Source organism: Achromobacter sp. GW823-FHT04E03 (assembly GCF_058796095.1).
In genome coordinates this window covers 955317-977668 of record NZ_JBXAIJ010000002.1, presented here as the reverse complement: position 1 = coordinate 977668, position 22352 = coordinate 955317, and the positions used below count along the sequence as shown (strand labels likewise).

General features: G+C 66.7%; 17 protein-coding genes. 5 read left to right on the top strand and 12 right to left on the bottom strand.

Annotated elements, in window-relative coordinates:
* Nucleotides 1-5: 5 nt before the first annotated feature.
* The gene (locus AC1RHV_RS15875) at nt 6-866 is read right to left on the bottom strand and encodes an isocitrate lyase/PEP mutase family protein (protein ID WP_192329585.1); all 861 of its coding nucleotides are present in this window, start codon (nt 864-866) and stop codon (nt 6-8) included.
* A 103-nt stretch (nt 867-969) separates the two neighbouring features.
* Here AC1RHV_RS15875 and AC1RHV_RS15870 point away from each other — a divergent pair, with 103 nt between their 5' ends.
* On the top strand, nt 970-1848 hold the full coding sequence (locus AC1RHV_RS15870; RefSeq protein ID WP_175180468.1) for a LysR family transcriptional regulator: 879 nt from the start codon (nt 970-972) through the stop codon (nt 1846-1848).
* A gap of 34 nt (nt 1849-1882) precedes the next feature.
* Here the strand turns inward: AC1RHV_RS15870 and AC1RHV_RS15865 are convergent, their stop codons facing one another.
* The 4 genes from AC1RHV_RS15865 to AC1RHV_RS15850 form a co-directional block, all read right to left on the bottom strand.
* Complete coding sequence (locus AC1RHV_RS15865; RefSeq protein ID WP_492301294.1) at nt 1883-2698, bottom strand: siderophore-interacting protein; 816 nt, start codon at nt 2696-2698, stop codon at nt 1883-1885.
* Nucleotides 2699-2720: 22 nt separating this feature from the next.
* Entirely contained in the window at nt 2721-3482 is a 762-nt protein-coding gene (locus AC1RHV_RS15860) for a PadR family transcriptional regulator (RefSeq protein WP_492301292.1), read from the bottom strand.
* Between the two features lie 77 nt (nt 3483-3559).
* Nucleotides 3560-4453 (bottom strand): DMT family transporter, encoded by an 894-nt coding sequence (locus AC1RHV_RS15855; protein WP_492301291.1) that lies wholly within the window; start codon nt 4451-4453, stop codon nt 3560-3562.
* Nucleotides 4454-4544: 91 nt separating this feature from the next.
* A complete protein-coding gene (locus tag AC1RHV_RS15850) occupies nt 4545-5435 on the bottom strand; it encodes a helix-turn-helix transcriptional regulator (RefSeq protein WP_492301290.1) in 891 nt (296 codons plus the stop codon).
* Nucleotides 5436-5532: 97 nt separating this feature from the next.
* Between AC1RHV_RS15850 and AC1RHV_RS15845 the strand changes: the two genes are divergently transcribed.
* Nucleotides 5533-7008 carry an MFS transporter gene (locus tag AC1RHV_RS15845; protein WP_492301288.1) on the top strand — a complete coding sequence of 492 codons (1476 nt, stop codon included), beginning with the start codon at nt 5533-5535 and terminating at the stop codon, nt 7006-7008.
* Here AC1RHV_RS15845 and AC1RHV_RS15840 read toward each other — a convergent pair.
* From AC1RHV_RS15840 to AC1RHV_RS15810, 7 genes are all read right to left on the bottom strand, one after another.
* Nucleotides 6989-7999, bottom strand: coding sequence for a fimbrial protein (locus AC1RHV_RS15840; RefSeq protein ID WP_460360620.1), 1011 nt, complete (start codon nt 7997-7999; stop codon nt 6989-6991). The two genes, AC1RHV_RS15845 and AC1RHV_RS15840, sit on opposite strands and share 20 nt — an antisense overlap.
* A gap of 43 nt (nt 8000-8042) precedes the next feature.
* Complete coding sequence (locus tag AC1RHV_RS15835; protein ID WP_492301287.1) at nt 8043-10622, bottom strand: fimbria/pilus outer membrane usher protein; 2580 nt, start codon at nt 10620-10622, stop codon at nt 8043-8045.
* Between the two features lie 130 nt (nt 10623-10752).
* A complete protein-coding gene (locus AC1RHV_RS15830; protein WP_492301285.1) occupies nt 10753-11520 on the bottom strand; it encodes a fimbrial biogenesis chaperone in 768 nt (255 codons plus the stop codon).
* Nucleotides 11521-11654: 134 nt separating this feature from the next.
* The gene (locus tag AC1RHV_RS15825) at nt 11655-12188 is read right to left on the bottom strand and encodes a fimbrial protein (protein WP_492301283.1); all 534 of its coding nucleotides are present in this window, start codon (nt 12186-12188) and stop codon (nt 11655-11657) included.
* A gap of 440 nt (nt 12189-12628) precedes the next feature.
* Nucleotides 12629-13399, bottom strand: a complete 771-nt coding sequence (locus tag AC1RHV_RS15820; protein WP_492301281.1) for a phytanoyl-CoA dioxygenase family protein — start codon at nt 13397-13399, stop codon at nt 12629-12631.
* Nucleotides 13400-13404: 5 nt separating this feature from the next.
* Nucleotides 13405-14505: an AI-2E family transporter gene (locus AC1RHV_RS15815; protein ID WP_054458797.1), complete on the bottom strand. Its 1101-nt coding sequence runs from the start codon at nt 14503-14505 to the stop codon at nt 13405-13407.
* A gap of 150 nt (nt 14506-14655) precedes the next feature.
* Complete coding sequence (locus tag AC1RHV_RS15810) at nt 14656-15723, bottom strand: LysR family transcriptional regulator (protein WP_054458795.1); 1068 nt, start codon at nt 15721-15723, stop codon at nt 14656-14658.
* A 384-nt stretch (nt 15724-16107) separates the two neighbouring features.
* On the opposite strand from AC1RHV_RS15810, the gene AC1RHV_RS15805 reads away from it, so the two are divergent.
* The 3 genes from AC1RHV_RS15805 to AC1RHV_RS15795 all read left to right on the top strand — a co-directional run bounded on the left by AC1RHV_RS15805 (nt 16108) and on the right by AC1RHV_RS15795 (nt 22097).
* Nucleotides 16108-17304, top strand: a complete 1197-nt coding sequence (locus AC1RHV_RS15805; RefSeq protein ID WP_054458793.1) for an efflux RND transporter periplasmic adaptor subunit — start codon at nt 16108-16110, stop codon at nt 17302-17304.
* 25 nt (nt 17305-17329) lie between these two features.
* Nucleotides 17330-20545, top strand: a complete 3216-nt coding sequence (locus AC1RHV_RS15800; RefSeq protein WP_054458791.1) for an efflux RND transporter permease subunit — start codon at nt 17330-17332, stop codon at nt 20543-20545.
* A 73-nt stretch (nt 20546-20618) separates the two neighbouring features.
* Complete coding sequence (locus tag AC1RHV_RS15795) at nt 20619-22097, top strand: efflux transporter outer membrane subunit (protein ID WP_054458788.1); 1479 nt, start codon at nt 20619-20621, stop codon at nt 22095-22097.
* Nucleotides 22098-22352 lie beyond the last annotated feature (255 nt).

Below are 22352 nucleotides of genomic sequence, written 5' to 3'. Positions count from 1 at the left end.
CGCGCTTACTGCGTGTCCAGCGCCAGGTAGCGGCGCGTCTGCACGATCTCCTCCCGCTCCTTGAAGCTGGTGAGCTGATCGGCCAGCGCGCTGCTGTCGCCTGTCTGCTTGATGGCCGCAAGCGTGGCCTGCATGGCGTGGATGGCGGCGCGCTGCAAGTCCGACGGAATGATCGCCAGGCGGTAGCCCATGGCCGCCAGGTCGGCCAGCGGCGTGAGCGGCGTCTTGCCGCCGTAGAACATGTTGATCAGCTTCAGGCCCGGCAGGCGTTCGGCGATGGCGCGGATCTGCTCCAGCGTCTCGGGCGCTTCCACGAAGATCATGTCCGCGCCCGCCTTCAGATAGCGCTCGGCGCGCGAAAGCGCGGCCTCGAAACCTTCGACCGCAATGGCGTCGGTGCGCGCGATCACCAGCGCATCGGGGTCGCTCAGCGTCTGGCGCGCGATATGCACCTTGCGGCACATTTCCTCGGCGTCCACCAGGCTCTTGTCGTCCAGGTGGCCGCAGCGCTTGGGGAAGGACTGGTCTTCGATATGGAAGGCCGCCACGCCGGCGCGTTCCATGATGCGCACGGTGCGCTCCACGTTGGCCGAACCGCCAAAGCCGGTGTCGGCATCGGCCACCACCGGCAGGCCGCTGGCGTCCACGATCTTTTCCACGCGGTCCATGACCTCGGTGAAGCTGAGCAGGCCGATGTCCGGATAGCCGGCTGCGCGCGCGATGGCGCCGCCGCTGGCGTAGACGGCGGAAAAGCCGGCCGCGGCCACCAGCCGGGCCGACATGCCGTCATAGGCGCCGGGCGCCACGACGATGTCGCGGGCCAGGCGCTGGCGCAACAGGGTGCTGGGTTTGATGGGGGCAGTCATGCGGATTCCTTTGCGGGTGTCGTCGATGTATGCATGATCGGCCCGTCGCAATAGAATGTCCAATATATGGAAAATTCATAATCAATACTTTCAAAGTACCAATATGGAACTGCGCCACCTGCGTTACTTCGTCGCCACCGCCGAGGCCCAGCACTTCACACGCGCGGCCGAGCAGCTGGGCATGGCGCAGCCGCCGCTGTCGCAGCAGATCCGCCAACTGGAGCAGGAAGTCGGCACGCCGCTGTTCGATCGCACCGGGCGTGGCGTTGCGCTGAACGATGCAGGACGCGCCTTCCTGGTCTGCGCGCAAGACATCCTGCAGCGGGCAGACGCCGCTGTGCGCACGGCGCAGCGGGCCGCGCGCGGCGAAGTCGGCGAACTGACATTGGGATTCACGGAATCCGCGTCCTTCAGCGGCGTGGTGACGGAACTGATACGGCAGTACCGGCAGCGCTATCCGGACGTGGAGATGACGCTGTCGCAGGGCGATAGCGAAACGCTGGTGGCGCAACTACGCAGCGGCGCGATCGACGCGGCCTTCGTGCGGCCGCCCTTCGCGCTGGATGGCGGCCTGGCGTTCACGCAACTGGCGCAGGAACCGCTGGTGGTGGCGCTGCCGCTGGGGCACGCGTTGGCTCGCCGAAAAAGGCTGGCGCCCGCCGATCTGGAGCAGGAGCGCTTCATCCTGTACTCGCGCAAATCCGGCTATGGACTCAGCGCCGACATCATGGCGGCCTGCCGCCAGCATGGGCTGAATCCGCAGATCGGCCAACGCGCGCCGCAACTGTCATCAGCGGTGAATCTGGTGGCGGCGGGCATGGGCGTGGCCATCGTGCCGGAATCGCTGCGCCATCTGCGTCCCGACGGCGTGGTGTACCGCCCTTTCGCGCTGGACTGGCCGCGCGCGGTGCTGGGCCTCGCAGTGCGCGAGCAAGGCGCGGGCGGACGCGTGCGCAATCTGCTGGCGTTGGCCGGCGGCTGAAGGTCTCTACCCCGCCGCCAGCCGGCGCATCGATTCAGCCTTCGTGCGATTCGTGCACGGCCACGGCGCCGCGTTTCCAGTAGCTGGCGGCGCGGATGCGGCTCTTGTCGACGCCATGCTGCGCCACCATGATTTCCCGCACGGCCTTGGCCGCGGCCGATTCCGCGGCCACCCAGGCATAGCCTTCGCCCGGCGGCAGCGTCAGCTCGCGCGCGGCTTCCAGCAACAGGGTGCTGTAGCCCGCCGCGGTGCCGTTGCGGTGCAGCCAGCGCACCGAAGCCTGCGCTGCGGTAGCCAGCGGGATTTCGTTGGAGGCGTCCGGCACTTCGATCAGCACCAGCGCCTGCGCGCTGGCCGGCAGCTCTTCCAGGCGGCGGGCGATGGCGGGCAAGGCGGTTTCATCGCCGATCAGCACATGCCAGTCAAAGCCCGTGGGCACGACGAAGGAGCCGCGCGGCCCGCCTATGCCCAGCAACTGGCCCGGCTTGGCCTGTTCGGCCCAGGTGGACGCGGGGCCGTCGCCGTGCAGCACGAAGTCGATGACGAGCTCCTTGCGCGCCGCGTCGAAAAAGCGCGGCGTGTAGTCGCGGGCGGCGGGCTTGGGCGCGCCTTCGGGGAACTTGATGCCGTCCGGGGTCACCGCCGGCAGCGCTGGCGGCAGGGAAGGATCGGCGGGAAAGAACAGTTTCACGTGGTCGTCGAACGAGGCGGACACGAAGTCCTGCAGTTCGTCGCCGGTGAAGGTGACGCGGGCCATCAGGCCTGCGACGCGTTCGACGCTGGCCACGGTCAGCGTGCGCATCTTCAGGTTGTGGCGGACGCGTTCGACATTCAGGTCGTTGCGGGTCATGGATACTCCAGGAATGAGGTCTTCAGGAACAGCTCTGTTCCGTGATGTCGGCAGTGGCGCGGGCCAGGATGGCCGCGATGCGCCGCTGCTCGGCGGGCGAGGCGTCGGTGCGGTCCAGCAGCGCGCGCTTGAGCGCCTGGCGCGCGGCCACGAACTCCGGCAGCCAGCCGGTGGCGGTGTCTTCGCCTTCGGGGCCGACGTTGCGCGGCTGGCCGCTCCAGGCCTGGCGCATCCAGTCCATCTTGCGCGCCACGTGCTTGAGCTTGTTGAACATCAGCGCCAGGCGTTCGCGATTGCCGTCCAGGTGCGCACGGCCCGGTTCCGCCAGGTGATAGCGCTTCTTCGCGCCCTCTTGCTCGACGGTGGCGTAGCCCAGCTCTTCCAGGTAGGTCAGCGCGGGATACACCATGCCGGGGCTGGGCGTGTAGAAACCGTTGCTGAGCGCACCCAGCGCCTTGATCAGCTCGTAGCCATGGCTGGGATTCTTTTCCAGCAGGCCCAGCAGCATCAGCTGCAGGTCGTCGGCGCTGACTTTGCGGCTGCGGGTCCAGCCGCGGCCGTCGTCGCCGAAACCGCCGCCGAAGCCGCCGCCTTCGCCGCGCTCGTCGGCCGGACCGGAGAACCAGTCCCCGCCCGCGGCGGCGTTGCGCTGGTGGTGGCCATGGCCTTCGCCGTGGTGGCGATGGTGCGCATGGGGATGATGGGAATGGGAATGACCGTGGCGGCCCTGCGGCTTCTGGCGGGCTCGGCGCACGAATGCGGTAAGGAATTGGGCGTCACGCATGGTTTACCTCCGGTGTCTATCGTACGAGTTATATCTTACGACATATATCTTACGATATACCTGCGATAGTCCGGCCGTCAAGCGCGACGTTCGATCACCCCTGCCGCGATCCCTCCCACGATGAGCGCCATGCCCGCCAGCAGCGAAACGCTGACCGGCTCGTGCAGGAACAGGACCGAGCACAGCAAGCCGAACACGGGTACCCCCAACAATCCGATGGAAGTCACGCCCGCGGGCAAGGCACGATTTACATTCACGGCAGCCCAGTGCGCCACCGCGATGCCGAAGACACCGGCATAGCCCAGCAGCCATGCCAAGTCGGCGCTCCACGCCACTTGCGGCGGACCTTCGGTTGCGTACGCCACGGCCGACAATACGGCCGAAGCCAACAGGGCCTGCCACAGCGCGAGTTCGAAGGGCGGCGTAACCCAGCGGTGTGCGCGCACGTAGACGATATTGGCCGCCCAGCACAGCGCCGCCAGCAGGATCAGGCCATTGCCCAACAGGGCATCGCGATCGGTCCAGTCGAAGGCCAGCGGATTGAAGATGACGACCAGCCCCAGGAGGCCCAGCGCCAGCCCGGCCCGCCGGGCTGGCCCCACTGACTCCCTCAGGAACAGCCAGGCGCCCGGTATCACCCACAAGGGCGTGGTGTAGGCCAGCACGGCCGAGCGGCCCGCCGGCACGTACAGCATGCCCAGGCTGACCAGCGCGGCAAACGCCCCCATGTGCAGCAGCCCCACGCTGAAAATCACCGGAAGGTCGGCCTTGACCGGCCGGGCCACGCGGCGCAGCGCGAGACCCAGCAACAGCAATGCGGCGGTGCCCGCGATGCTGCGCGCGGCCGCTGCCCAGATAGGCGTCATGTACTGCAACAGCAGCTTGTTGACGATCCAGGTGAAGCCCCAGGCCAGCACCACCACGCCCAGCAGCAGCAAGGCGTGGCGGCGGGAAAGCGCAGTGGTGGACATGGCCGGCGGAAGCATCCGCGAGGACGCGGCGGTATGAAGATGCCCCGACTATAGGAGCCGCCCGCCACGGCTCCGTAGACCCACGGCGCGCCTATTCCCTGGTGCCACGTGCGGGCTTGGATCGGGCCGCTACGCGCCCCGCGAGCCAACGCTCGAACGCCGCCGCCTTGGGTTCGTCGGGCGCGGGCGCGTAAACCACCAGCCGCAGGTGCCGGCTCTCGTCCACCGACAAGGTGGAATGCTCGAACGCCAGCGCGCCCAGGGCCGGCAGGCACAGGCTGCGCAGGCCCATGCAGGACCCGTGCACATCGTGCTCGCTCCACCAGCTCTTGAAGTCCGGCGATACGCGCTCCAGTTCATCCACCAGCTCTCCGACGTCCGGCGCCTGGCCCGCGCTGGCGAAGTCGCGCCGGAATGTGGACAGCATGGCGGGCGCTTGCGCTGGCCAGTCCACGAACAGTTCGCGCATCGCCGGATCCGCGAACAGCATCCACAACAGGTTCCTGCGGCCCGGCGCCTGCGTTGAAAAATTGAACACGCGGTCCGCGGCCGCATTCCACGCCACTACGTCCCAGCGCAGATTGAGGATGTAGGCCGGGCGCGCGGGCAGGTCGTCCATCAGGCGGCGCACCTGTGCGGGCACCGTGCACCAGGTGCGCCCCGGTTCCGATGGCGGACGCTGGTGCGCCAGCAGGTAGAGATGACGGCGTTCGGCCGCGTCCAGCTTCAGCACGCGCGCCAGGTTTTCCAGGAAGCCTGCCGACACGCTGATGTTGCGCCCTTGTTCGAACCAGGTGTACCAGGCCAGGCCCACGCCGGCCAACGCGGCCACTTCCTCGCGCCGCAATCCCGGCGTGCGCCGGCGCCCCCCCGCGGGCAGCCCCAGCTCGGCAGGACTGAGCCGTTCGCGGCGCAGCCGCAGAAATTCCGACAGATCGGCGCGGGTGCGCTCCAGGCGCTTGGGGGCTGCGGTTGCGGTCATGAGTCTATTGCACCTGGTAATAGCATAAACAGCTAAATTGTATAAGGCTAAAAGCCTCTCCAGAATAGCGCCCATCCTGACTCCGATGGCGCTTTCCATGTCTTCTTCCACACTCCCCTGCCCTGGAGCGCACGCCGCGCCGCAGCCCGCCCTGGGCCGCCTGGGCCTGGCCGTGCTGCTGTCTGGCGGCTTCATCACGATCTTCGATCTGTTCGTGGTGAACGTCGCCATTCCCAGCATGCAGTCCACCTTGTCCGCCAGCTTCGTGCAGATCAGCTTCATCATCGCCGCCTACGAGCTGGCCTATGGCGTGCTGCTGATCGCGGGCAGCCGGCTGGGCGACCGCCATGGCCGGCGGCGCCTCTTCATGCTGGGCATGGCGGGGTTTGCGCTGGCCTCGGCGCTTTGCGGCCTGGCGCCCACGGCCGACACGCTGATCGCCGCGCGCATCCTGCAAGGCATGGCCGCGGCCATGCTGTTTCCACAGGTGTATGCGTTGATCCGCGTCAGCTATCAGGGCCACGAACGGCGGCGCGCCTTCGGCTTGCTGGGCATGACGCTGGGACTGGCGGCCATCGCCGGACAGGTGCTGGGCGGCTGGATCGTGCATGCCGACCTGTTCGGGCTGGCATGGCGCAGCATCTTCCTGCTCAACGTGCCGCTGGGCCTGCTGGCGTGGCGGCTGGCCCGCCATATCCCGGAATCGCGCGAGCCCTCGGCCGCCGACATGGACTGGCCCGGTTCGGCGCTGGTGGGCGCAGGACTGGCCCTGCTGCTGCTGGCGCTGATAGAAGGTCCCGCGCGCCGCTGGCCCGTGTGGACGGTGGCCTGCGGCGTGGCGGCGCTGATCGCGCTGGCGCTGTTCGTGCGCATGCAGCGGCGTGTCGCGGCCCGCGGCGGCGCGCCGCTAGTTGACATGGCCTTGCTGGCGCAGCCGCGCTTCGCGGCGGGTTGTCTGCTGGTCATGCTGGTGTTCTCCACTGCCAGCGCCATGTTCCTCTGCTATGCGCTGCTGGTGCAGACTGGCTTCGGCCTGGACGCGCTGACGGCCGGCCTGATCTTCGCCCCCGCCAGCGTGGGCTTCGTGGCCGGGTCGATGGCGGCGCCGCGGCTGGTGGCGCGCTTCGGCACGCGTGCCATCGCGCTGGCCGCCCTGCTGTATGGCGGCGCCACGGCAACCTTGATGCTGCAGGTGGAGGCGGCCGGCGCGAGCCTGGCGCCGTGGTCGCTGTTGCCGGCGCTGGTGTGGCTGGGCGCGGCCCAGGGCGCCGTCAACACGCCGCTGGTGAATCTGGCGCTGGGCTTCGTCGACGACCGCCACGCTGGCATGGCGGCCGGCGTGGTGTCGACCTTGCAGCAGGTGGGCGCGGCGCTGGGCGTGTCGGCGGCGGGCATGCTGTACGCCGGCGCACTGGAGGCCCATGCCGCGGTTGGTGCGGCCGAACGTCACGCCCGCGCCTTCGCCAGCGCCATGCAGTTCAACGTCGCGGCGATTCTGGCGGCGGCGGCGCTACTGTGGTGGCTGGGGCGCCGCTTGCGGGCGGCGCGCGCCGCTACTGGTAGCTCATCGTAAACGTGGCGCGGCCATTGGCAGATCCCGCGGTAACAACCGGATCTGTCTGCACATAGCGCGCCGACAACGGAATTGAGAACGTGCCGGTACCCGTGGACACAGAACCCGCGTGCCATTGGTTGACGTTTCCAGCCACTTTGGAATCCGGGCCATAGCCAAGCACCGTGGTTCCCTTCAGAATCTCGATGCCAATACCTCTGGCTTGGGAGTCCGGCGACAACGTCAAAACATTGGAGCGATTGTCGGTATTGGTGGCATCCGTCAGCGTGACATACGCCTCTGCAGACATCCCGGGATCCCCGCCCGAACATTTCAAATCGATGCTGAAGGGCCGCTCGGGCGAGGTGGAGCCCACACCCTTGAAACTAGTTGCAGGGACGCTCCCCAACGACCTCTTGATAGGTCCAGCCGACGAAACCGAACAGGTGGGTGGCTGCTTCACTTTTACAGTGAGGTCGCCCCATATAAAGACATACGCGTACCTGTTACTGCCGGTAGCCGGGTGCTGGTAGTCGTCGGTCATCGTGAATAGGGTCGGACTTGAAATAGTCTTGGAGGTAATCGGTCCCGTCTTGATCAGTTCGTAGATGAAATCGACCCTGGGCAATTCGGCCCCGGAGAATCTACCCGTGCAACTAAAAGGAACGTAGCCCGTGCCGCACGTGCCCCCCGTCACCTTCGTGCGGATACCGACTCCCGGAATGCCAGTCGCGAAAACATTGGGTGCAACCTGCGTACCTGAACCATTGAAGGACATTCTGACGGTGGCGGTAAGACAGGTGCCGGCGCCACTGTGGTAGCCGTTCGCCCAAAAAGCAACAGTTTTCAACACCTGGCCGACCGGCGCATCGGGATCGACAGTAATCTCTTGGTTTCCCGAGAACGGCGCAGGAATTTGACCGTTGGAACAAAGCGCAGCATAGGCATTGGGAGACAGCGCCAGCAGCAATAGCAGCGCGCCAAATGAATACAGGTTTCGAAGCATTTTCATCTCGCAACTCCGATCGGTAGCGAATAGACAGTTATCTGATTGGTTAATTGCAGCGGATTTCGATCTGCTGATAGGTATCGGCACGCGTGCCTTTCTCCATCGCCGCAAGCTCGTATGCCATGCGGCAAGCATCGCCGGGGTGCTCGCCCCACTTGGCGGTCAACTGGCCGCTATCTTGCAAACCCCGCGCCAGTACACGGCTTGCCTGCCCGACCAGACCGACTTCCACACCATGCTCATCCACCACGCTGGCGCCGAACGGCAGCGGCTTGCCATCGGCTTTCAGCACCTGCAGCATGGCCGACCGCCCCGAGACCGTGGCGTACCGCAGCATCGCGACCGCACCGGCGCGCGGCGCCACCTGCTGGCTGGTGACCTGCAGTTCCACATCGGTGGACAGCCCCTTGGGATCGATTTCCACCGTGTTCATGCGATACGGCGTCAGATGCGGCACGACGGCATATCCACGGCTGTTGACGCGCACGCCCGAGGCATTGAGCAGACGTGCGCCTTCGGCGTCGGGCGCTTCAACGATGCCAAAGGTTTCCGAAAGCGGCTGCGACAGCGTAAGGCCGCCCGGATGCGCGACGAGCGCCCCGCGCACGCCTACCGAGCTTTGCGAATAGCCCGTACCCACGCCTGCGCTGCCCGTGAATTCGGCGACCGGCGCGCGGTAGAGCATGCTGGCGCTGCCGCCGTTCATGCTGTCGCCCGAACCGCCGGAAGCATGGTCGGCGCTAAGGCTGTAGGACAGATCATTGTCCTCGCCCGTGGAGCCGGACAACGTGCTTTGCACCCGCAAGCGGCCGTCGGAGTCGCGCCCGGCATTGGTCGACAGGCTGAGGGGATTGCTCTTGCCCAGCGGAATGCTGATGGTCGCGTAGACCGCGGTGCCCATCTGCTGCCGGCTGTCGCGCTGACGCTGGACGCTGATGTTGTAGCCCACGGTCTTGTACCGGTTCGCATAGGCGATGCTGTAGTTCACGTCGCGGCCGTCGCGGTTCCAATGGTCCACGCCCGAGGCGGTCAGGTTGATGCTGCCGCGCTGCCCGCCCAACTGCTGGCTCAGCATGATCGAGGCGCGGTTGCGCTCGCGCACCATGCTGCCGGTATAACGGTACTGGCCATAGCCGTAGAGCGAATTCATGGCTTCGTTCAGGCCGTAGAAGCCGCTGGTGGAATAGCGGTACGCCGCGATGGAGACGTTGGTGCCAGTGTTGGGCAGGTTCTTTGCATAGCTGGCGCGCATGCTGGTGCCGGTATGCGTAGCGTCTGCCTGCGACAGGCGCGACTGGGTCGCGTCCAGGCCGAACGCTCCGGCCGACGTATTCAGGGCCCCGCCCAACAAGACCGAGGTGTAGTTTTGCGCCACCGTGGCGCCGGCATAACCCGTGACCAGATTGGACAGGCCGCGTTGGTAGGTAGCCTGCAGGAAATGCGGGCTTTTCGACAATTGCTTGTTGCGCACGGCGCCGCCGACCACGCTATAGCGGCTCACGCCCGGGCGCAGCGACATCGGCACGGCGGCGTAGGGCACCGAAAACCTGCGCACGCTGCCGTCGGCTTCCTGCACCGACACATCCAGGTCTCCGCCGTAGCCGGTGGCGTACAGGTCGGTGATTTCAAAGGCCCCCGGCGCCACCGTGGTTTCGTAAATAACGACCGAGTTCTGCCGGATGGTGACCCGCGCGTTGCTGTTGGCCATGCCGCGCACCACGGGCGCGTAGCCGCGCATCGAGTCGGGCAGCATGCGATCGTCGCTGGCCAGGCGTACGCCCTTGAAGGGCGTGGACTCGAACAGTTCGCCGCTGGTATAGGCTTCGCCCAAGGTGAGTTGGGACGACAGCGCAACGATCTCGCGCTGCGCGTAAGTCGAGATGTTCTGGTACTGGCGCTGGCCCTGGGAATCGAAAGAATAGGAGCCGTTGTGGCGCAGACGCCAATCACCCAGGTTGACGCCCGCGCGCAAGCCCAGATAGCCCTGCCGCTGCGTGCCGCCAAACGCCTTGTTGCGGTAGTTGTACAGGTTGAAGTCGTAATCGACCATGGCCGCGTTGACGCCTGAGTCCCATAGTTCCGGACTGACGTAACCGCGGGCGTGGCGGCTCATGGCGGCCTGGGGAATGCTGAGGTCCAGGCGCTGGTCGCCGAAGTCGAAATCGCTGCCGGCGTCGGTGGCGATTTCGTTCAGGCGCAGGCTGGCGTCTTGCGCCAACTTCGCGGTCGCTTCAGCAGGCAGCTTGCCCAGGTCGACGCCGATGCGCTGCAACAGCTGACGGTCGAACACGGGCTGCGCCGCCGCCTCGCCGGCAACCGCCGCGAACGGCACATCGACGCGGCCGACATAGCCCTGGTTGATGAACAAGTCCACCGAATAGCTGCCGGGCGCGGCCATGTTTCCCTTGGCGAAGCGCGACAGGTCGGTGCGCGGGCCCGAGCCGCCCATCAGGAAGGCATCCTCGAATTCCACCGAAGCCACCATCGTTCCGGATGCGTCGGCCTCGGCGGCCTGCGCCACCCGCTCATGCGCAACCAGGGCCACCAGCAGTGCCGCGCAAAGAGGGGTCAGACGCAGGCTGACGCTATCTCGCGTATGCAGGAGCTTTGAAAGGGTTTTCTTCATAACGGCGGAGCTGAAAGAGTGGATTCGATGAAAACGCTGGACAACACTCTCCCCGGGGATACCGTTACCGGCATCCCTCACAAGAGGAGTTTGGTGAGATGAGGGCCGCGCGCGTGCGCGGCTTAGCGGCCTAGCGCAGGGACGAGGCGGATCCCGACATCAGCGGCAGGGAGCCTTCGACGTTCGCGCCCCAATCGTTGATGCTGTTGAACTTGACTTGAGCGCCGCCAGCCGGCGCCGACGTCATTCCCGCGAGGGGAAACAGCGTGGACTCGCCCGGCTTGACGTAGCCGGCTCCGGCATCGAAGGACTGGCCGCCAGACTGCAGGCTGATCTTGCCCAGGTTCACGACATAGGGCGTGGGATTGCTGGCTTTCAGCGCATAGCCTTTGCCGGCCGCGGCGGGAGCGACCTCCCAACGCAGCTGCGCCGGCGCCTCGTCTGCCTGGCCCGGCAGGCCTTGCGGGCGATACATCACCTTGATGCGAGTGCGAAAGGCAAGCTGCAGGCGATTGGAGTCTTCGCCGGCCTGAGCCTTGGGCGGGACTTCCAGCACGTTAAGCCAGTACATGCTTTCCTTATCCTGCGGCATCGATTCCTTGGTGTGGATCAGACGCAGGGTCTGCCCCTTGCCGGGATCCACGCGGAAGATGGCGGGCGTCAGCACGAAAGGAACCTTCAGCGTTTCCGGCGCGTCGGTGATGCTGCCGTCGTCCAGCCACGACTGAACCAGGGCAGGCGTACGGCCGTCATTGCTCAGCTTGATGGTGACTTCGCGTTCTTGCGCCGGATAGATCACGCGCGTGCTGGAAATAACGACGCTGGCCTGCGCCTGGAGTGCAAAACAGCCCGCGGCAAGCGTTGCGGCGGCCATCAGGGTGCGGCGTAGAGTTTTCATGATGTAGCCCTTGGTGGTGGATGCTGCGTCTATGGTCGGCTTCCTTCCAAGCCGTCTCGGGGAGCGGGGTGAGACGGCTTGCAGGGAAACATCTGACTCGGCGGCCCCGGGGAGGCAGCCGCCGAGTCGGCGCATTACTCGTAGGAGATCGAGTACTGCACGCGCGAGTTGGCGGCGCCGGCGGTGGCGTTGCCCAGCGAGTGGTACTCGACGAAGTAGTCCAGGTCAGCCTTGCCGCCGGACAGCGTCACGGTCTGCGAGTTCTGCTGGCCGATGGCCGCGCCGGCCATGATTTCGCCGAACGAGTTGTTCAGCAGGCCCAGTTCGACTTTCTCGGCGCCGCCGGCGTCAACAATCAGACGGCCGGTGGTTTGCGAAACGGTGGGGCCGCCTTCGAAGTGGACCGAAACCGGCTGGTCGGTGGTGCAGCTGCTCAGCGCGATCTTGAACGGCGTACGGCCGGCGGTGGCGCCCGCGGTTTCCAGCGTCTTGGCCGACACGGTGGGCAGGGCCACGGTGAAGTTCTCGCCGCCGTTGCCGCCGTTGATGAGGCAGGTGTTGGCGGTGATGTTGCCGGTGAATTCGATGGTGCCGTCGGCGGCGTGGGCGCTGGCGAAAGAGGCGAGGCCGGCGATGGCCAGAGCAGCGGTCAGGAGGGTCTTTTTCATGATGAGTCTTTTAAGTTGGGGGTTTTGAGGTGAGGGAAATCGCCTTTGCGGGCGGATCTTTGCTGCGTGCGCTAGTGCATGAGGGACCGTTGGGGACAGGTCTTTTCAGTTCGCGTACTCAACAACTGCATCGTAGATTTCGCGGCGCAGGCCGCCCATCGGGCTAGTCCTCTCCGATCCGGGCAAGACATAGGACTAGGCCCATTTTTTGGCGCAGGCCCTTTCAGCACCGGAAAAAGCGCCCGCAGCCGAGCCCGCCAGCGAGCGGGCGCAGTGGTCGACAATCAAGGGAAAAGATCCCGTCAGGACACGAACCCGGACCGGGAAAGTCGGCGCATGCGGGGCCGCGCCCGGAAAGATTTCAGGCGGACAGCACGGGCCGCAGTGGCGGCTGATCGAGAAAGGAACAGCGCCGCAGAATGCGGCGCTGACTCAGAGCATCAGGCGGCCGGGACCGTCAGCGGCACGCCCGGCTGGCTGGCCGAGCGCGTACCCGGCAGCGGATGACAGGACTGTGGATGGTAGGTATGCACCAGCGACAGCTTCACGCGGTCGCTGGCGTTGCCCTGGGCGGCATGCAGGGTGCGGCAATGGAAGAACACCACGTCGCCCGCCTGCAGTTCGGGGCAGACCGCGCGGGCGATCCACTCGGCGTTCTGGGGCGCGTCGTCGCGGAAGAACTTCTGCTGGTCGAACTGTTCCGGCGCGAAGGCGGCCACGTGCGAACCCGGGATGAAGGACAGGCCGCCGTTGGCGCGCGTTTCCGGCCCCAGCGCCAGCCAGGTGGACACCAGATCGGTGTCGGAAAACGACCAATAGCGGATGTCCTGGTGCCAGCCGGTCAGGCTGCCATAGGCCGGATGCTTGGTCATCACGCAGTTGTGATGCACGGTGGACAGCACCGGCGTTTCGCCGAAGTAGCGTCCCAGCCACTGGCCGATGCGGGAATCGGCGGCCCATTGCGCGAACAAGGGGTCGCGGCCATAGGCGCCGAGCAGGCGCCGCACGGTCAGCCCGCCTTCGGCCGCGCGCGACTCGGGCGCGCCGGGATAGCGCAGGTCGGCTTCGTATTCGATGGGCGCGACGTGGTCGCGCAAATGGCGTTCGGCAACGGCGCGCAGCGCCGCCACCTGTTCCGGGCTGGCGAACTGGCGCGCCACCACGAAGCCCTGCTCGCGCAGGACGGCTATCTGGTCATCAGGCAACAACATGGCATTCAAGCAGCAGGGGGTTGGGCGGGAGGATTGATGCGGGCGGCATCGCGTTCCTGCACCTCATGGTGCACCCATTCGCGCCACACCGCCACCAGCAGGGCCATCAGCACGGGGCCGACGAACAGCCCGACGATGCCCATCGTCTTCACGCCCCCCACCAACCCGAAGAAGGTCGGCAGGAAAGGCAGCTTGACCGGCCCGCCCACCAGCCGCGGACGCAGGGTCTTGTCGACGATGAAGAGTTCCACGCTGCCCCACACCATCAGCGCGATGCCCGCCACCAGATGGCCCGAGCCGACCAGATAGAGCGACACCAGCGTGAACGACAGCGGCGCGCCGCCGGGTATCAGCGCCATGAAGCCGGTGACCACGCCCAGCAGCACGGGCGACGGCACGCCCGCCACCCAGTAGGCGATGCCCAGCACCACGCCCTCGCCCAGCGCGATCAGGCCCATGCCGGTGACGGTGGAGTTGATGGTGGCCGGCACCACGCGCGAAAAGCGCTGCCAGCGGGCAGGCAGGATGCGTTCGCCCAGCACGTCCAGCTGGGCCACCATGCGGATGCCGTCCTTGTAGACGAAGAACAGCGTGATCAGCATGAACAGCACGGTCAGCAGCAACTGGAACACATTGCCCGTGGCCGCGAGGACCATGCGGTAGATATTGCCCAGATGCTCGCCGCTGACGGCCTCGACCAGGGCGCCCAGCGCATGCGGCTGGCCGATATAGGATTCCCAGTACTGGCTCAGGCGCTCGCCCACCACGGGCATGGAGGTGATCCAGTTGGGCACGGCCACGCCATGGCGGTTGGCGGCGATGGCCCAGGCGAAGAAGGTACTGGCTTCCTTGATGGCGTAGGACAGCGCGAACGACATCGGCACGATCAGCACGACGATCACCACCAGCAGCGCCAGCGAGGCTGCCAGCGCGTTGCGGCCGCCGCAGCGCGCGACCAGCCGCTGGTACAAGGGCCAGCTGGCCAGGCCGATGATGAGTGCGGCGAGCGCGGGGACCAGGAAACCGCTGAGGAAGTACACCCCCGCCAACAGCACGAGCAACAAAAGCCAACGGGCGATCAGGTAAGCGGGTAGTACAGGCTGCATGGAGCGGATCGACAGTAAGGACGTTGTAGGCTTTGACTGTCGGACTATACAGACGTTTCATGCAATTCGAGGGACGCAAGGTCTGTATTTACTACGGGGTTTCCCGTGATTCCCCAGGTGGAGGGCGGATCCGCCCCCCACGCCATGCGCTTACAACGCGTACTCCGCGGCCTCTTCGCGCGCGGTACGGCGGCGCGGCGGCAGGTATTCCTCCAGCGCAGGCCTGGGCGCGGCGGACGGCGCGGCGTTCGCCTGGCCGGCCCCGCGGGCGTAGACGCTGCAGCTGGCCGCGGCCGGATCGGTCTCGTCGCGGCCGCTCAGTAGCGGGCAGCTGGCGAACAATTCAGCGGCCCAGTCGGTGAAGGCGCGCACCTTGGGCGACAGCTGGCGGCTTTGCGGATACAGCACCGAAATCGCGGTGGGGCTGGGCTTCCATTGCGGCAGCACCTCGATGAGTTCGCCCGATTGCAGGTGCGGCAGCGCCATGTAACGCGGGGTCTGGATCAAGCCGAAGCCCTTGAGCCCGCAATCCAGGTAGGCGCCGGATTCGTTCACCGACACCACGCCCTTCATTTCGACTTCCTGGTGCTTGCCGTCGACCCGGAAATCCCAGGCGCAATTGCGGCCGGTACGGCTGGAGAAATAGTGCACGGCGTGATGGTCGCGCAGTTCGTCGATGCTCTGCGGCAAGCCATGGCGCGCCACATAGGTGGGCGAGGCGCAGGTCACGCTCTGCAGCGTGCCGATACGGCGCGCGACCAGGCTGGAATCCTCCAGGTCGCCGGCGCGGATCACGCAATCCACGGCCTCCTGCACCATGTCGACCGGGCGGTCGCCCAGGCCCAGCACCAGCTCCACGTCGGGGTATTTGTCGTGGAAATCACACAATGAGGGGATCAGGATCAGCCGCCCGATGCAGGTTGGGGCATCGATGCGCAGCCTGCCCTTCAGGCGCAGGGCCGCTTCCTGGAAGCAGGCCTCGGTTTCCTCGACGTCGGCCAGAATGCGCACGCAGTGCTGGTAATAGCCCGCGCCGTCGGGCGTCAGGCCGATACGGCGCGTGGTGCGGTTGAGCAGGCGCACGCCCAAGAGGCGTTCGAGGTTCTGGATGATGGTGGTGACGGTGGTGCGCGGAAGCGAGAGGCTGTCGGCCGCCCGGGTGAAGCTATTGGCGTCCACGACGCGCACAAACACCTGCATAGCCTGAAAACGGTCCATGGCGACGGTGTCCTTTAGGGGAAATAGTCGGTGTGGACGGAGCATAACCCGATTTCGGCGTTGATTAGTCGATCCTTACGACTAGTGTTGCCGAAACATCAGGGTTTATCCGACCCCCTAAACCGCTCAGAATGCAAACCATCTTGAAGTGCCCTTGCCGCCAGGCGCCATCAAAGGGCAAGCCTATCCTCAGATTCCGGCACCCGCAAAGACCCGCCCCGGTCAGGCGCCTTTGCCTGGGATGCGCAGCAGCATTGCATGTTGCATTGCAGCATTTTCGCCGGATCCCGAGGACAGGCCTGCCCCAGGCCGCCGCAGCCGCCTCCGCCCCCAGGCTCATCCAGGCAAGCGCGCTTTCGCCCCATCATCTCTCAAGGAAACACCATGGTTTCGCGCAATCGTATTGCTGTGCTCGCCGTCTTTGCCGCCATCGTCGCCGCTGGCGGCGGTTATGCCCTCTTCCGCGCTCCCGCTGGCGCCAATGCGGCGCAGGCGCAGACTGCCCCCACGGCGCCGCCAGTCGAAGTGGCCGAGGTCCTGAACAAGACCATCGTGGACTGGCAGCGCTACTCCGGCCGCCTGGAAGCCATCGACCGCGTCGACATCCGTCCCCTGGTGTCGGGCACCCTGACCGCCGTGCACTTCCAGGACGGCAGCATCGTCAAGAAGGGCGACGTGCTCTTCACCATCGACCCGCGTCCCTACGCGGCCGAGGTGGACCGCGCCGCCGCCGCCCTGACCGCCGCGAAGGCCCGCGCCTCGTATACCGCCAGCGAACTGGCCCGCGGCCAGCGCCTGCTGACAGACAACGCCATCGCCCGCCGCGATTTCGAGGAAAAGCAGAACGCCGCACGCGAAGCCGCCGCCAACCTGCAAGGCGCCCAGGCCGCGCTGGACTATGCCAAGCTGAACCTCGGCTACACCCGCATCGAAGCCCCGGTGGACGGCCGCGTGTCGCGCGCCGAGGTCACGGTGGGCAACGTGGTGGCGGCTGGCGCCGGCTCCGTGCCGCTGACCCGCCTGGTGTCGGTGTCCAAGATGTACGCATCGTTCGACGTGGATGAACAAACCTTCCTGCGCTATGTGAACCCTGCGCGCGGCGGCCGCGCCGGCGCCGTGCCGGTGGAGCTGGGCCTGGCCAACGAGGAAGGCTATTCGCGCACCGGCGTCGTGCAGTCCGTGGACAACCGCCTGGACACCACCTCCGGCACGATCCGCGTGCGCGCCGAGTTCGACAACGCCGACGGCCAGCTGCTGCCCGGCCTGTACGCCCGCGTCCGCCTGGGCGGCAGCGAACCGCGCCAGGCCGTGCTGATCGACGAAAAGGCCATCGGCACCGACCAGGACAAGCGCTACGTGCTGGTGCTGGACGACAAGAACCATGCCGTCTACCGCCAGGTCAAGCTGGGCGCCAACCAGGAAGGCCTGCGCGTGGTCGATTCGGGCCTGGCCGCCGGCGAACGCATCGTCGTCAACGGCCTGCAGCGCATCCGTCCCGGCGATGCCGTGACCCCCACCGTCGTCCCCATGGTTGCGGCCCAACGCAACCCGGTCAAGACCGCCTCGGCCACCCTGAACTGAGCCGGCGCGTCTAACGAGAACGTCCATGAATATCTCGAAATTCTTCATCGACCGGCCGATCTTCGCCGGCGTGCTGTCGGTCCTGGTGCTGCTGGCGGGCCTGCTGGCCATGTTCCAGCTGCCCATCTCCGAGTATCCGGAAGTGGTGCCGCCGTCCGTGGTCGTGCGCGCGCAGTATCCAGGCGCCAACCCCAAGGTCATCGCCGAAACCGTGGCCTCGCCGCTGGAGGAATCCATCAACGGCGTCGAGGACATGCTGTACATGCAGTCGCAGGCCAACAGCGACGGCAACCTGACCCTGACGGTCAACTTCAAGCTGGGCGTGGACCCGGACAAGGCGCAGCAGCTGGTGCAGAACCGCGTGTCGCAAGCGCTGCCGCGCCTGCCGCCGGACGTGCAGCGCCTGGGCGTGACCACGGCCAAGAGCTCGCCCACGCTGACGCTGGTGGTGCACCTGATCTCGCCCAATGACCGCTACGACATCACCTACCTGCGCAACTACGCGATCCTGAACGTCAAGGACCGCCTCGCCCGCATCACCGGCGTGGGCGAAGTGACGGTGTGGGGCTCGGGCAACTATTCCATGCGCGTCTGGCTGGACCCGCAGAAAGTCGCCCAGCGCGGCATGACCGCGAGCGAAGTTGTCGCCGCCATCCGCGAACAGAACGTGCAGGTCGCCGCCGGCGTCATCGGCGCGTCCCCCACGCTGGGTGACGTGCCGCTGCAGCTGAACGTGAATGCCCGCGGCCGCCTGCAGACCGAAGAGGAATTCCGCGACATCATCCTGAAGACCTCGCCCGATGGCGCCGTGACCTACCTGTCGGACGTGGCCCGCGTGGAACTGGACGCGCAGGAATACGGCTTGCGGTCGCTGCTGGACAACAAGCAGGCGGTGGGCATGGGCATCATGCAGTCGCCCGGCGCCAACGCGCTGGACGTGTCCAGCCAGGTGCGCGCCGCCATGGCCGAGCTGTCGCAGGACTTCCCGCCGGGCGTGGAATACCGCATCGAATACGACCCCACCCAATTCGTGCGCGCCAGCATCAAAGCCGTGGTGACCACGCTGCTGGAAGCGATCGCCCTGGTGGTGCTGGTGGTGATCCTGTTCCTGCAGACCTGGCGCGCGTCCATCATCCCGCTGCTGGCGGTGCCCGTGTCCATCGTGGGGACCTTCGCCCTGCTGCTGATGTTCGGCTATTCCATCAACGCGCTGTCGCTGTTCGGCATGGTGCTGGCCATCGGCATCGTGGTGGACGACGCCATCGTGGTGGTGGAAAACGTGGAGCGCAACATCGCTGCGGGCCTGAGTCCGCGCGACGCGACCTATCGCGCCATGCGTGAGGTCAGCGGCCCCATCATCGCCATTGCGCTGACGCTGTGCGCGGTGTTCGTGCCGCTGGCCTTCATGACGGGCCTGACCGGCCAGTTCTACAAGCAGTTCGCCATGACCATCGCCATCTCGACGGTGATCTCGGCCTTCAACTCGCTGACCCTGTCGCCCGCGCTGTCGGCCATCCTGCTCAAGAGCCACCACGACAAGCCCGACTGGCTGACCCGTGGCATGAACCGCGTCTTCGGCCGCTTCTTCAACTGGTTCAACAATATGTTCGGCCGCGCGTCCGAGTCGTACGGCACGGGCGTCACCAAAGTGATCCGCCGCAAGGCCAGCGCCATGGGCGTGTACGCCGTGCTGGTGGCCGCCACCGTCGGCGTCTCCTATCTGGTGCCCGGCGGCTTCGTGCCCGCGCAGGACAAGCAGTACCTGATCGCCTTCACGCAGCTGCCCAACGGCGCCTCGCTGGACCGCACGGACGCGGTGATCCGCCGCATGAGCGACATCGCCCTGAAGGAACCCGGCGTACAGAGCACCATCGCCTTCCCCGGCCTGTCGATCAACGGCTTCACCAATAGTTCGAGCGCCGGCATCGTGTTCGTCATGCTCAAGCCCTTCGAAGAGCGCAAGAACGCCGCGCTGTCGGGCGACGCCATCGCGGGCTCGCTCAACCAGAAGTTCGCGGCCATCCAGGACTCCTTCATCGCCGTGTTCCCGCCTCCGCCCGTGATGGGCCTGGGCACGCTGGGCGGTTTCAAGTTCCAGATCGAAGACCGCAGCGCCGCCGGCTACGCCGCACTGGACAAGGCCAAGCAAGCCTTCCTGGAAAAGGCGCGCCAGACGCCGGAACTGGGCCCCGCCTTCTCCAGCTACGAGATCAACGTGCCGCAGCTGGACGTGGACCTGGACCGCGTCAAGGCCAAGCAACTGGGCGTGCCGGTGACGGAAGTCTTCGACACCATGCAGATCTACCTGGGCTCGATGTATGTCAACGACTTCAACCGTTTCGGCCGCGTCTTCCAGGTGCGGGCGCAAGCCGACGCGCAATTCCGCGCGCACGCCGACGACATCCTGCAACTGAAGACCCGCAACGTCGCCGGCGAAATGGTGCCGCTGTCCTCGCTCGTCACCGTCAACCAGACCTTCGGCCCGGAAATGGTGGTGCGCTACAACGGCTACACCGCCGCCGACATCAACGGCGGTCCGGCGCCCGGCTACTCGTCCGACCAGGCCCAGGCCGCGGCCGAGCGCATCGCCGCCGAGACCCTGCCGCGCGGCATGAAGATGGAGTGGACCGACCTGACCTACCAGCAGATCCTGGCGGGCAACGCGGGCCTGTGGGTGTTCCCGATCAGCGTGCTGCTGGTGTTCCTGGTGCTGGCCGCGTTGTACGAAAGCCTGACCCTGCCGCTGGCCGTGATCCTGATCGTGCCGATGAGCATCCTGGCCGCGCTGACGGGCGTCTACCTGACCGGCAACGACAACAACATCTTCACGCAGATCGGCCTGATGGTGCTGGTGGGCCTGTCGGCGAAGAACGCGATCCTGATCGTGGAGTTCGCCCGCGAACTGGAAATGAACGGCCGCAGTCCGCTGGACGCCGCCATCGAGGCCAGCCGCCTGCGCCTGCGCCCCATCCTGATGACGTCCATCGCGTTCATCATGGGCGTGGTGCCGCTGGTGCTGTCCTCGGGCGCGGGTTCTGAAATGCGCCAGGCCATGGGCATCGCGGTGTTCTTCGGCATGCTGGGCGTGACCCTGTTCGGCCTGTTCCTGACCCCCGTGTTCTACGTACTGCTGCGCACGCTGGGCGGCAAGACGCTGCACTCCGCCGCGCCGCACGAGGCTCCCGTGTGCGTCCCGCACGTGGCCCCGAACGCGCAACCCGCCCAGCAACATCACGCCTGAGCCGGCTCACCACAGTAGCTAGACAGCGCCTTCCGCCCCCTAGGCGGAAGGCGCCCACAAGAGAATAGTCATCATGATCAAAAGACTGACCCGCGGTTCCGCCCTGCTTGCCGTCCTGCTCGTGCTGGCCGGCTGCGCGGTGGGCCCCACCTACGAACGCCCCTCGGCCGCGGTGCCCGCGGCCTTCAAGGAAGCCGCCCTGCCCGCTTCCGAGGCCGGCACCTGGAAGACCGCCGAACCGTCGGAAGACGCGCTGCGCGGCGCCTGGTGGAAAGTGTTCGGCGACGAAGGGCTGAACCAGCTGCAGGAAGAAGCCCAAAAGGCCAACCAGAACCTGCAGGCCGCCGCCGCCCGCCTGACCCAATCGCGCGCGCTGCAACGCGAAGCCCGCGCCGGCTTCTTCCCCAACCTGGACGCCGCCTTCGGCCCCAACCGCCAGCGCCCCTCGGCCGTGTCGCAGGGCCTGCCCGACGGCACCTCGACCAGCCCGGTCACGACTTGGCGCGCCCAAGGCGCCGTTTCCTACGAAGCCGACCTGTTCGGCCGCGTCGCCTCCACCTACGACGCCGCCAGCGCCGACGCCCAGCAAAGCGAGGCCCTGTACCGTTCCGTGCTGCTGGCCCTGCAGGCCGACGTCGCCACCACCTACTTCCTGGTGCGCGAACAGGACGCCGAATCGCAGCTCTACCGCCAGACGGTCAAGCTGCGCACCGACACCCTGCAACTGATCCAGCGCCGCTACGACGCCGGCGACATCAGCGAACTGGACCTGGCCCGCGCCAAGGCCGAACTTGCCAGCGCGCAATCCGAAGCCCTGGGCATCGACCGCCGCCGCGCCGCCTCCGAGCACGCGCTGGCCGTGCTGCTGGGGCGCGCCCCGTCAGACTTCGCCATGCCCGAGCAGCCCATCCAGAAGGTCGCGCTGTCGATCCCCGCCGGCCTGCCATCCACGCTGCTGGAACGCCGCCCCGACATCGCCGCCGCCGAACGCGCCATGGCCGCCGCCAACGCCCGCATCGGCGCGGCCAAGTCCGCGTTCTTCCCGCGCCTGGACATCACCGGCGCCTTCGGCTACGAGTCCTCGGACCTGGGCAACCTGTTCCAGTGGTCCAGCCGCACCTTCCTGCTGGGCCCGCTGGTCGGCGCCGCGCTGTCCATGCCCATCTTCGACGGCGGCCGCCGCCAGGCCGGCCTGGACCGCGCCCGCGCCGTCTACGAGGAAGACGTCGCCGTCTACCGCCAGACCGTGCTGAACGCGTTCCGCGAAGTGGAAGACAACCTGGCCAACCTGCGCATCCTGGCCGACCAGACCAAGGCGCAAGACGCAGCCGTCGACGCAGCCGCCCGCGCCGCCAAGCTCTCGCACACGCAGTACCGCGAAGGCTCCATCAGCTACCTGGACGTCATCGAAGCCGATCGCAGCGTCCTGCTGCAGCAACGCGTCGCCGTGCAGCTCAGCGGCGAACAAGCGCGCTCGGCCGTAGGCCTGATCCGCGCAATTGGCGGCGGCTGGGAGAACCCGGTGCCGCCGGAAACGGTGGCATCGAAGTAAGAGGCAGGCGCGCCACGGGCAAGACACGGCAGCCCGTTGGCACCAGTTCGGAGCGCCCACGGCAGCAACCGCAATCGCTGTCGGTGTCACGGGCGCAGTAGCAGTAGCAATAGCAAGACCAAGCGTAAGCCCCAGATCGGCCGCCCGCGCGGCCGATCTGGGGCGGGCCCCGCAAGATCTTCCGCCAACCGCTACCGGCGCCAAGAACGCCAAGCAAACCACCCGCCCCAGCGCCCGTAAAGATCCAACCAGCCG

Excerpts from the sequence above, each read along its gene's own strand:
- AC1RHV_RS15875 (WP_192329585.1), bottom strand. The coding sequence starts at position 866 with ATGACTGCCCCCATCAAACCCAGCACCCTGTTGCGCCAGCGCCTGGCC.
- AC1RHV_RS15870 (WP_175180468.1), top strand. The coding sequence starts at position 970 with ATGGAACTGCGCCACCTGCGTTACTTCGTCGCCACCGCCGAGGCCCAG.
- AC1RHV_RS15865 (WP_492301294.1), bottom strand. The coding sequence starts at position 2,698 with ATGACCCGCAACGACCTGAATGTCGAACGCGTCCGCCACAACCTGAAG.
- AC1RHV_RS15860 (WP_492301292.1), bottom strand. The coding sequence starts at position 3,482 with ATGCGTGACGCCCAATTCCTTACCGCATTCGTGCGCCGAGCCCGCCAG.
- AC1RHV_RS15855 (WP_492301291.1), bottom strand. The coding sequence starts at position 4,453 with ATGTCCACCACTGCGCTTTCCCGCCGCCACGCCTTGCTGCTGCTGGGC.
- AC1RHV_RS15850 (WP_492301290.1), bottom strand. The coding sequence starts at position 5,435 with ATGACCGCAACCGCAGCCCCCAAGCGCCTGGAGCGCACCCGCGCCGAT.
- AC1RHV_RS15845 (WP_492301288.1), top strand. The coding sequence starts at position 5,533 with ATGTCTTCTTCCACACTCCCCTGCCCTGGAGCGCACGCCGCGCCGCAG.
- AC1RHV_RS15840 (WP_460360620.1), bottom strand. The coding sequence starts at position 7,999 with ATGAAAATGCTTCGAAACCTGTATTCATTTGGCGCGCTGCTATTGCTG.
- AC1RHV_RS15835 (WP_492301287.1), bottom strand. The coding sequence starts at position 10,622 with ATGAAGAAAACCCTTTCAAAGCTCCTGCATACGCGAGATAGCGTCAGC.
- AC1RHV_RS15830 (WP_492301285.1), bottom strand. The coding sequence starts at position 11,520 with ATGAAAACTCTACGCCGCACCCTGATGGCCGCCGCAACGCTTGCCGCG.
- AC1RHV_RS15825 (WP_492301283.1), bottom strand. The coding sequence starts at position 12,188 with ATGAAAAAGACCCTCCTGACCGCTGCTCTGGCCATCGCCGGCCTCGCC.
- AC1RHV_RS15820 (WP_492301281.1), bottom strand. The coding sequence starts at position 13,399 with ATGTTGTTGCCTGATGACCAGATAGCCGTCCTGCGCGAGCAGGGCTTC.
- AC1RHV_RS15815 (WP_054458797.1), bottom strand. The coding sequence starts at position 14,505 with ATGCAGCCTGTACTACCCGCTTACCTGATCGCCCGTTGGCTTTTGTTG.
- AC1RHV_RS15810 (WP_054458795.1), bottom strand. The coding sequence starts at position 15,723 with ATGGACCGTTTTCAGGCTATGCAGGTGTTTGTGCGCGTCGTGGACGCC.
- AC1RHV_RS15805 (WP_054458793.1), top strand. The coding sequence starts at position 16,108 with ATGGTTTCGCGCAATCGTATTGCTGTGCTCGCCGTCTTTGCCGCCATC.
- AC1RHV_RS15800 (WP_054458791.1), top strand. The coding sequence starts at position 17,330 with ATGAATATCTCGAAATTCTTCATCGACCGGCCGATCTTCGCCGGCGTG.
- AC1RHV_RS15795 (WP_054458788.1), top strand. The coding sequence starts at position 20,619 with ATGATCAAAAGACTGACCCGCGGTTCCGCCCTGCTTGCCGTCCTGCTC.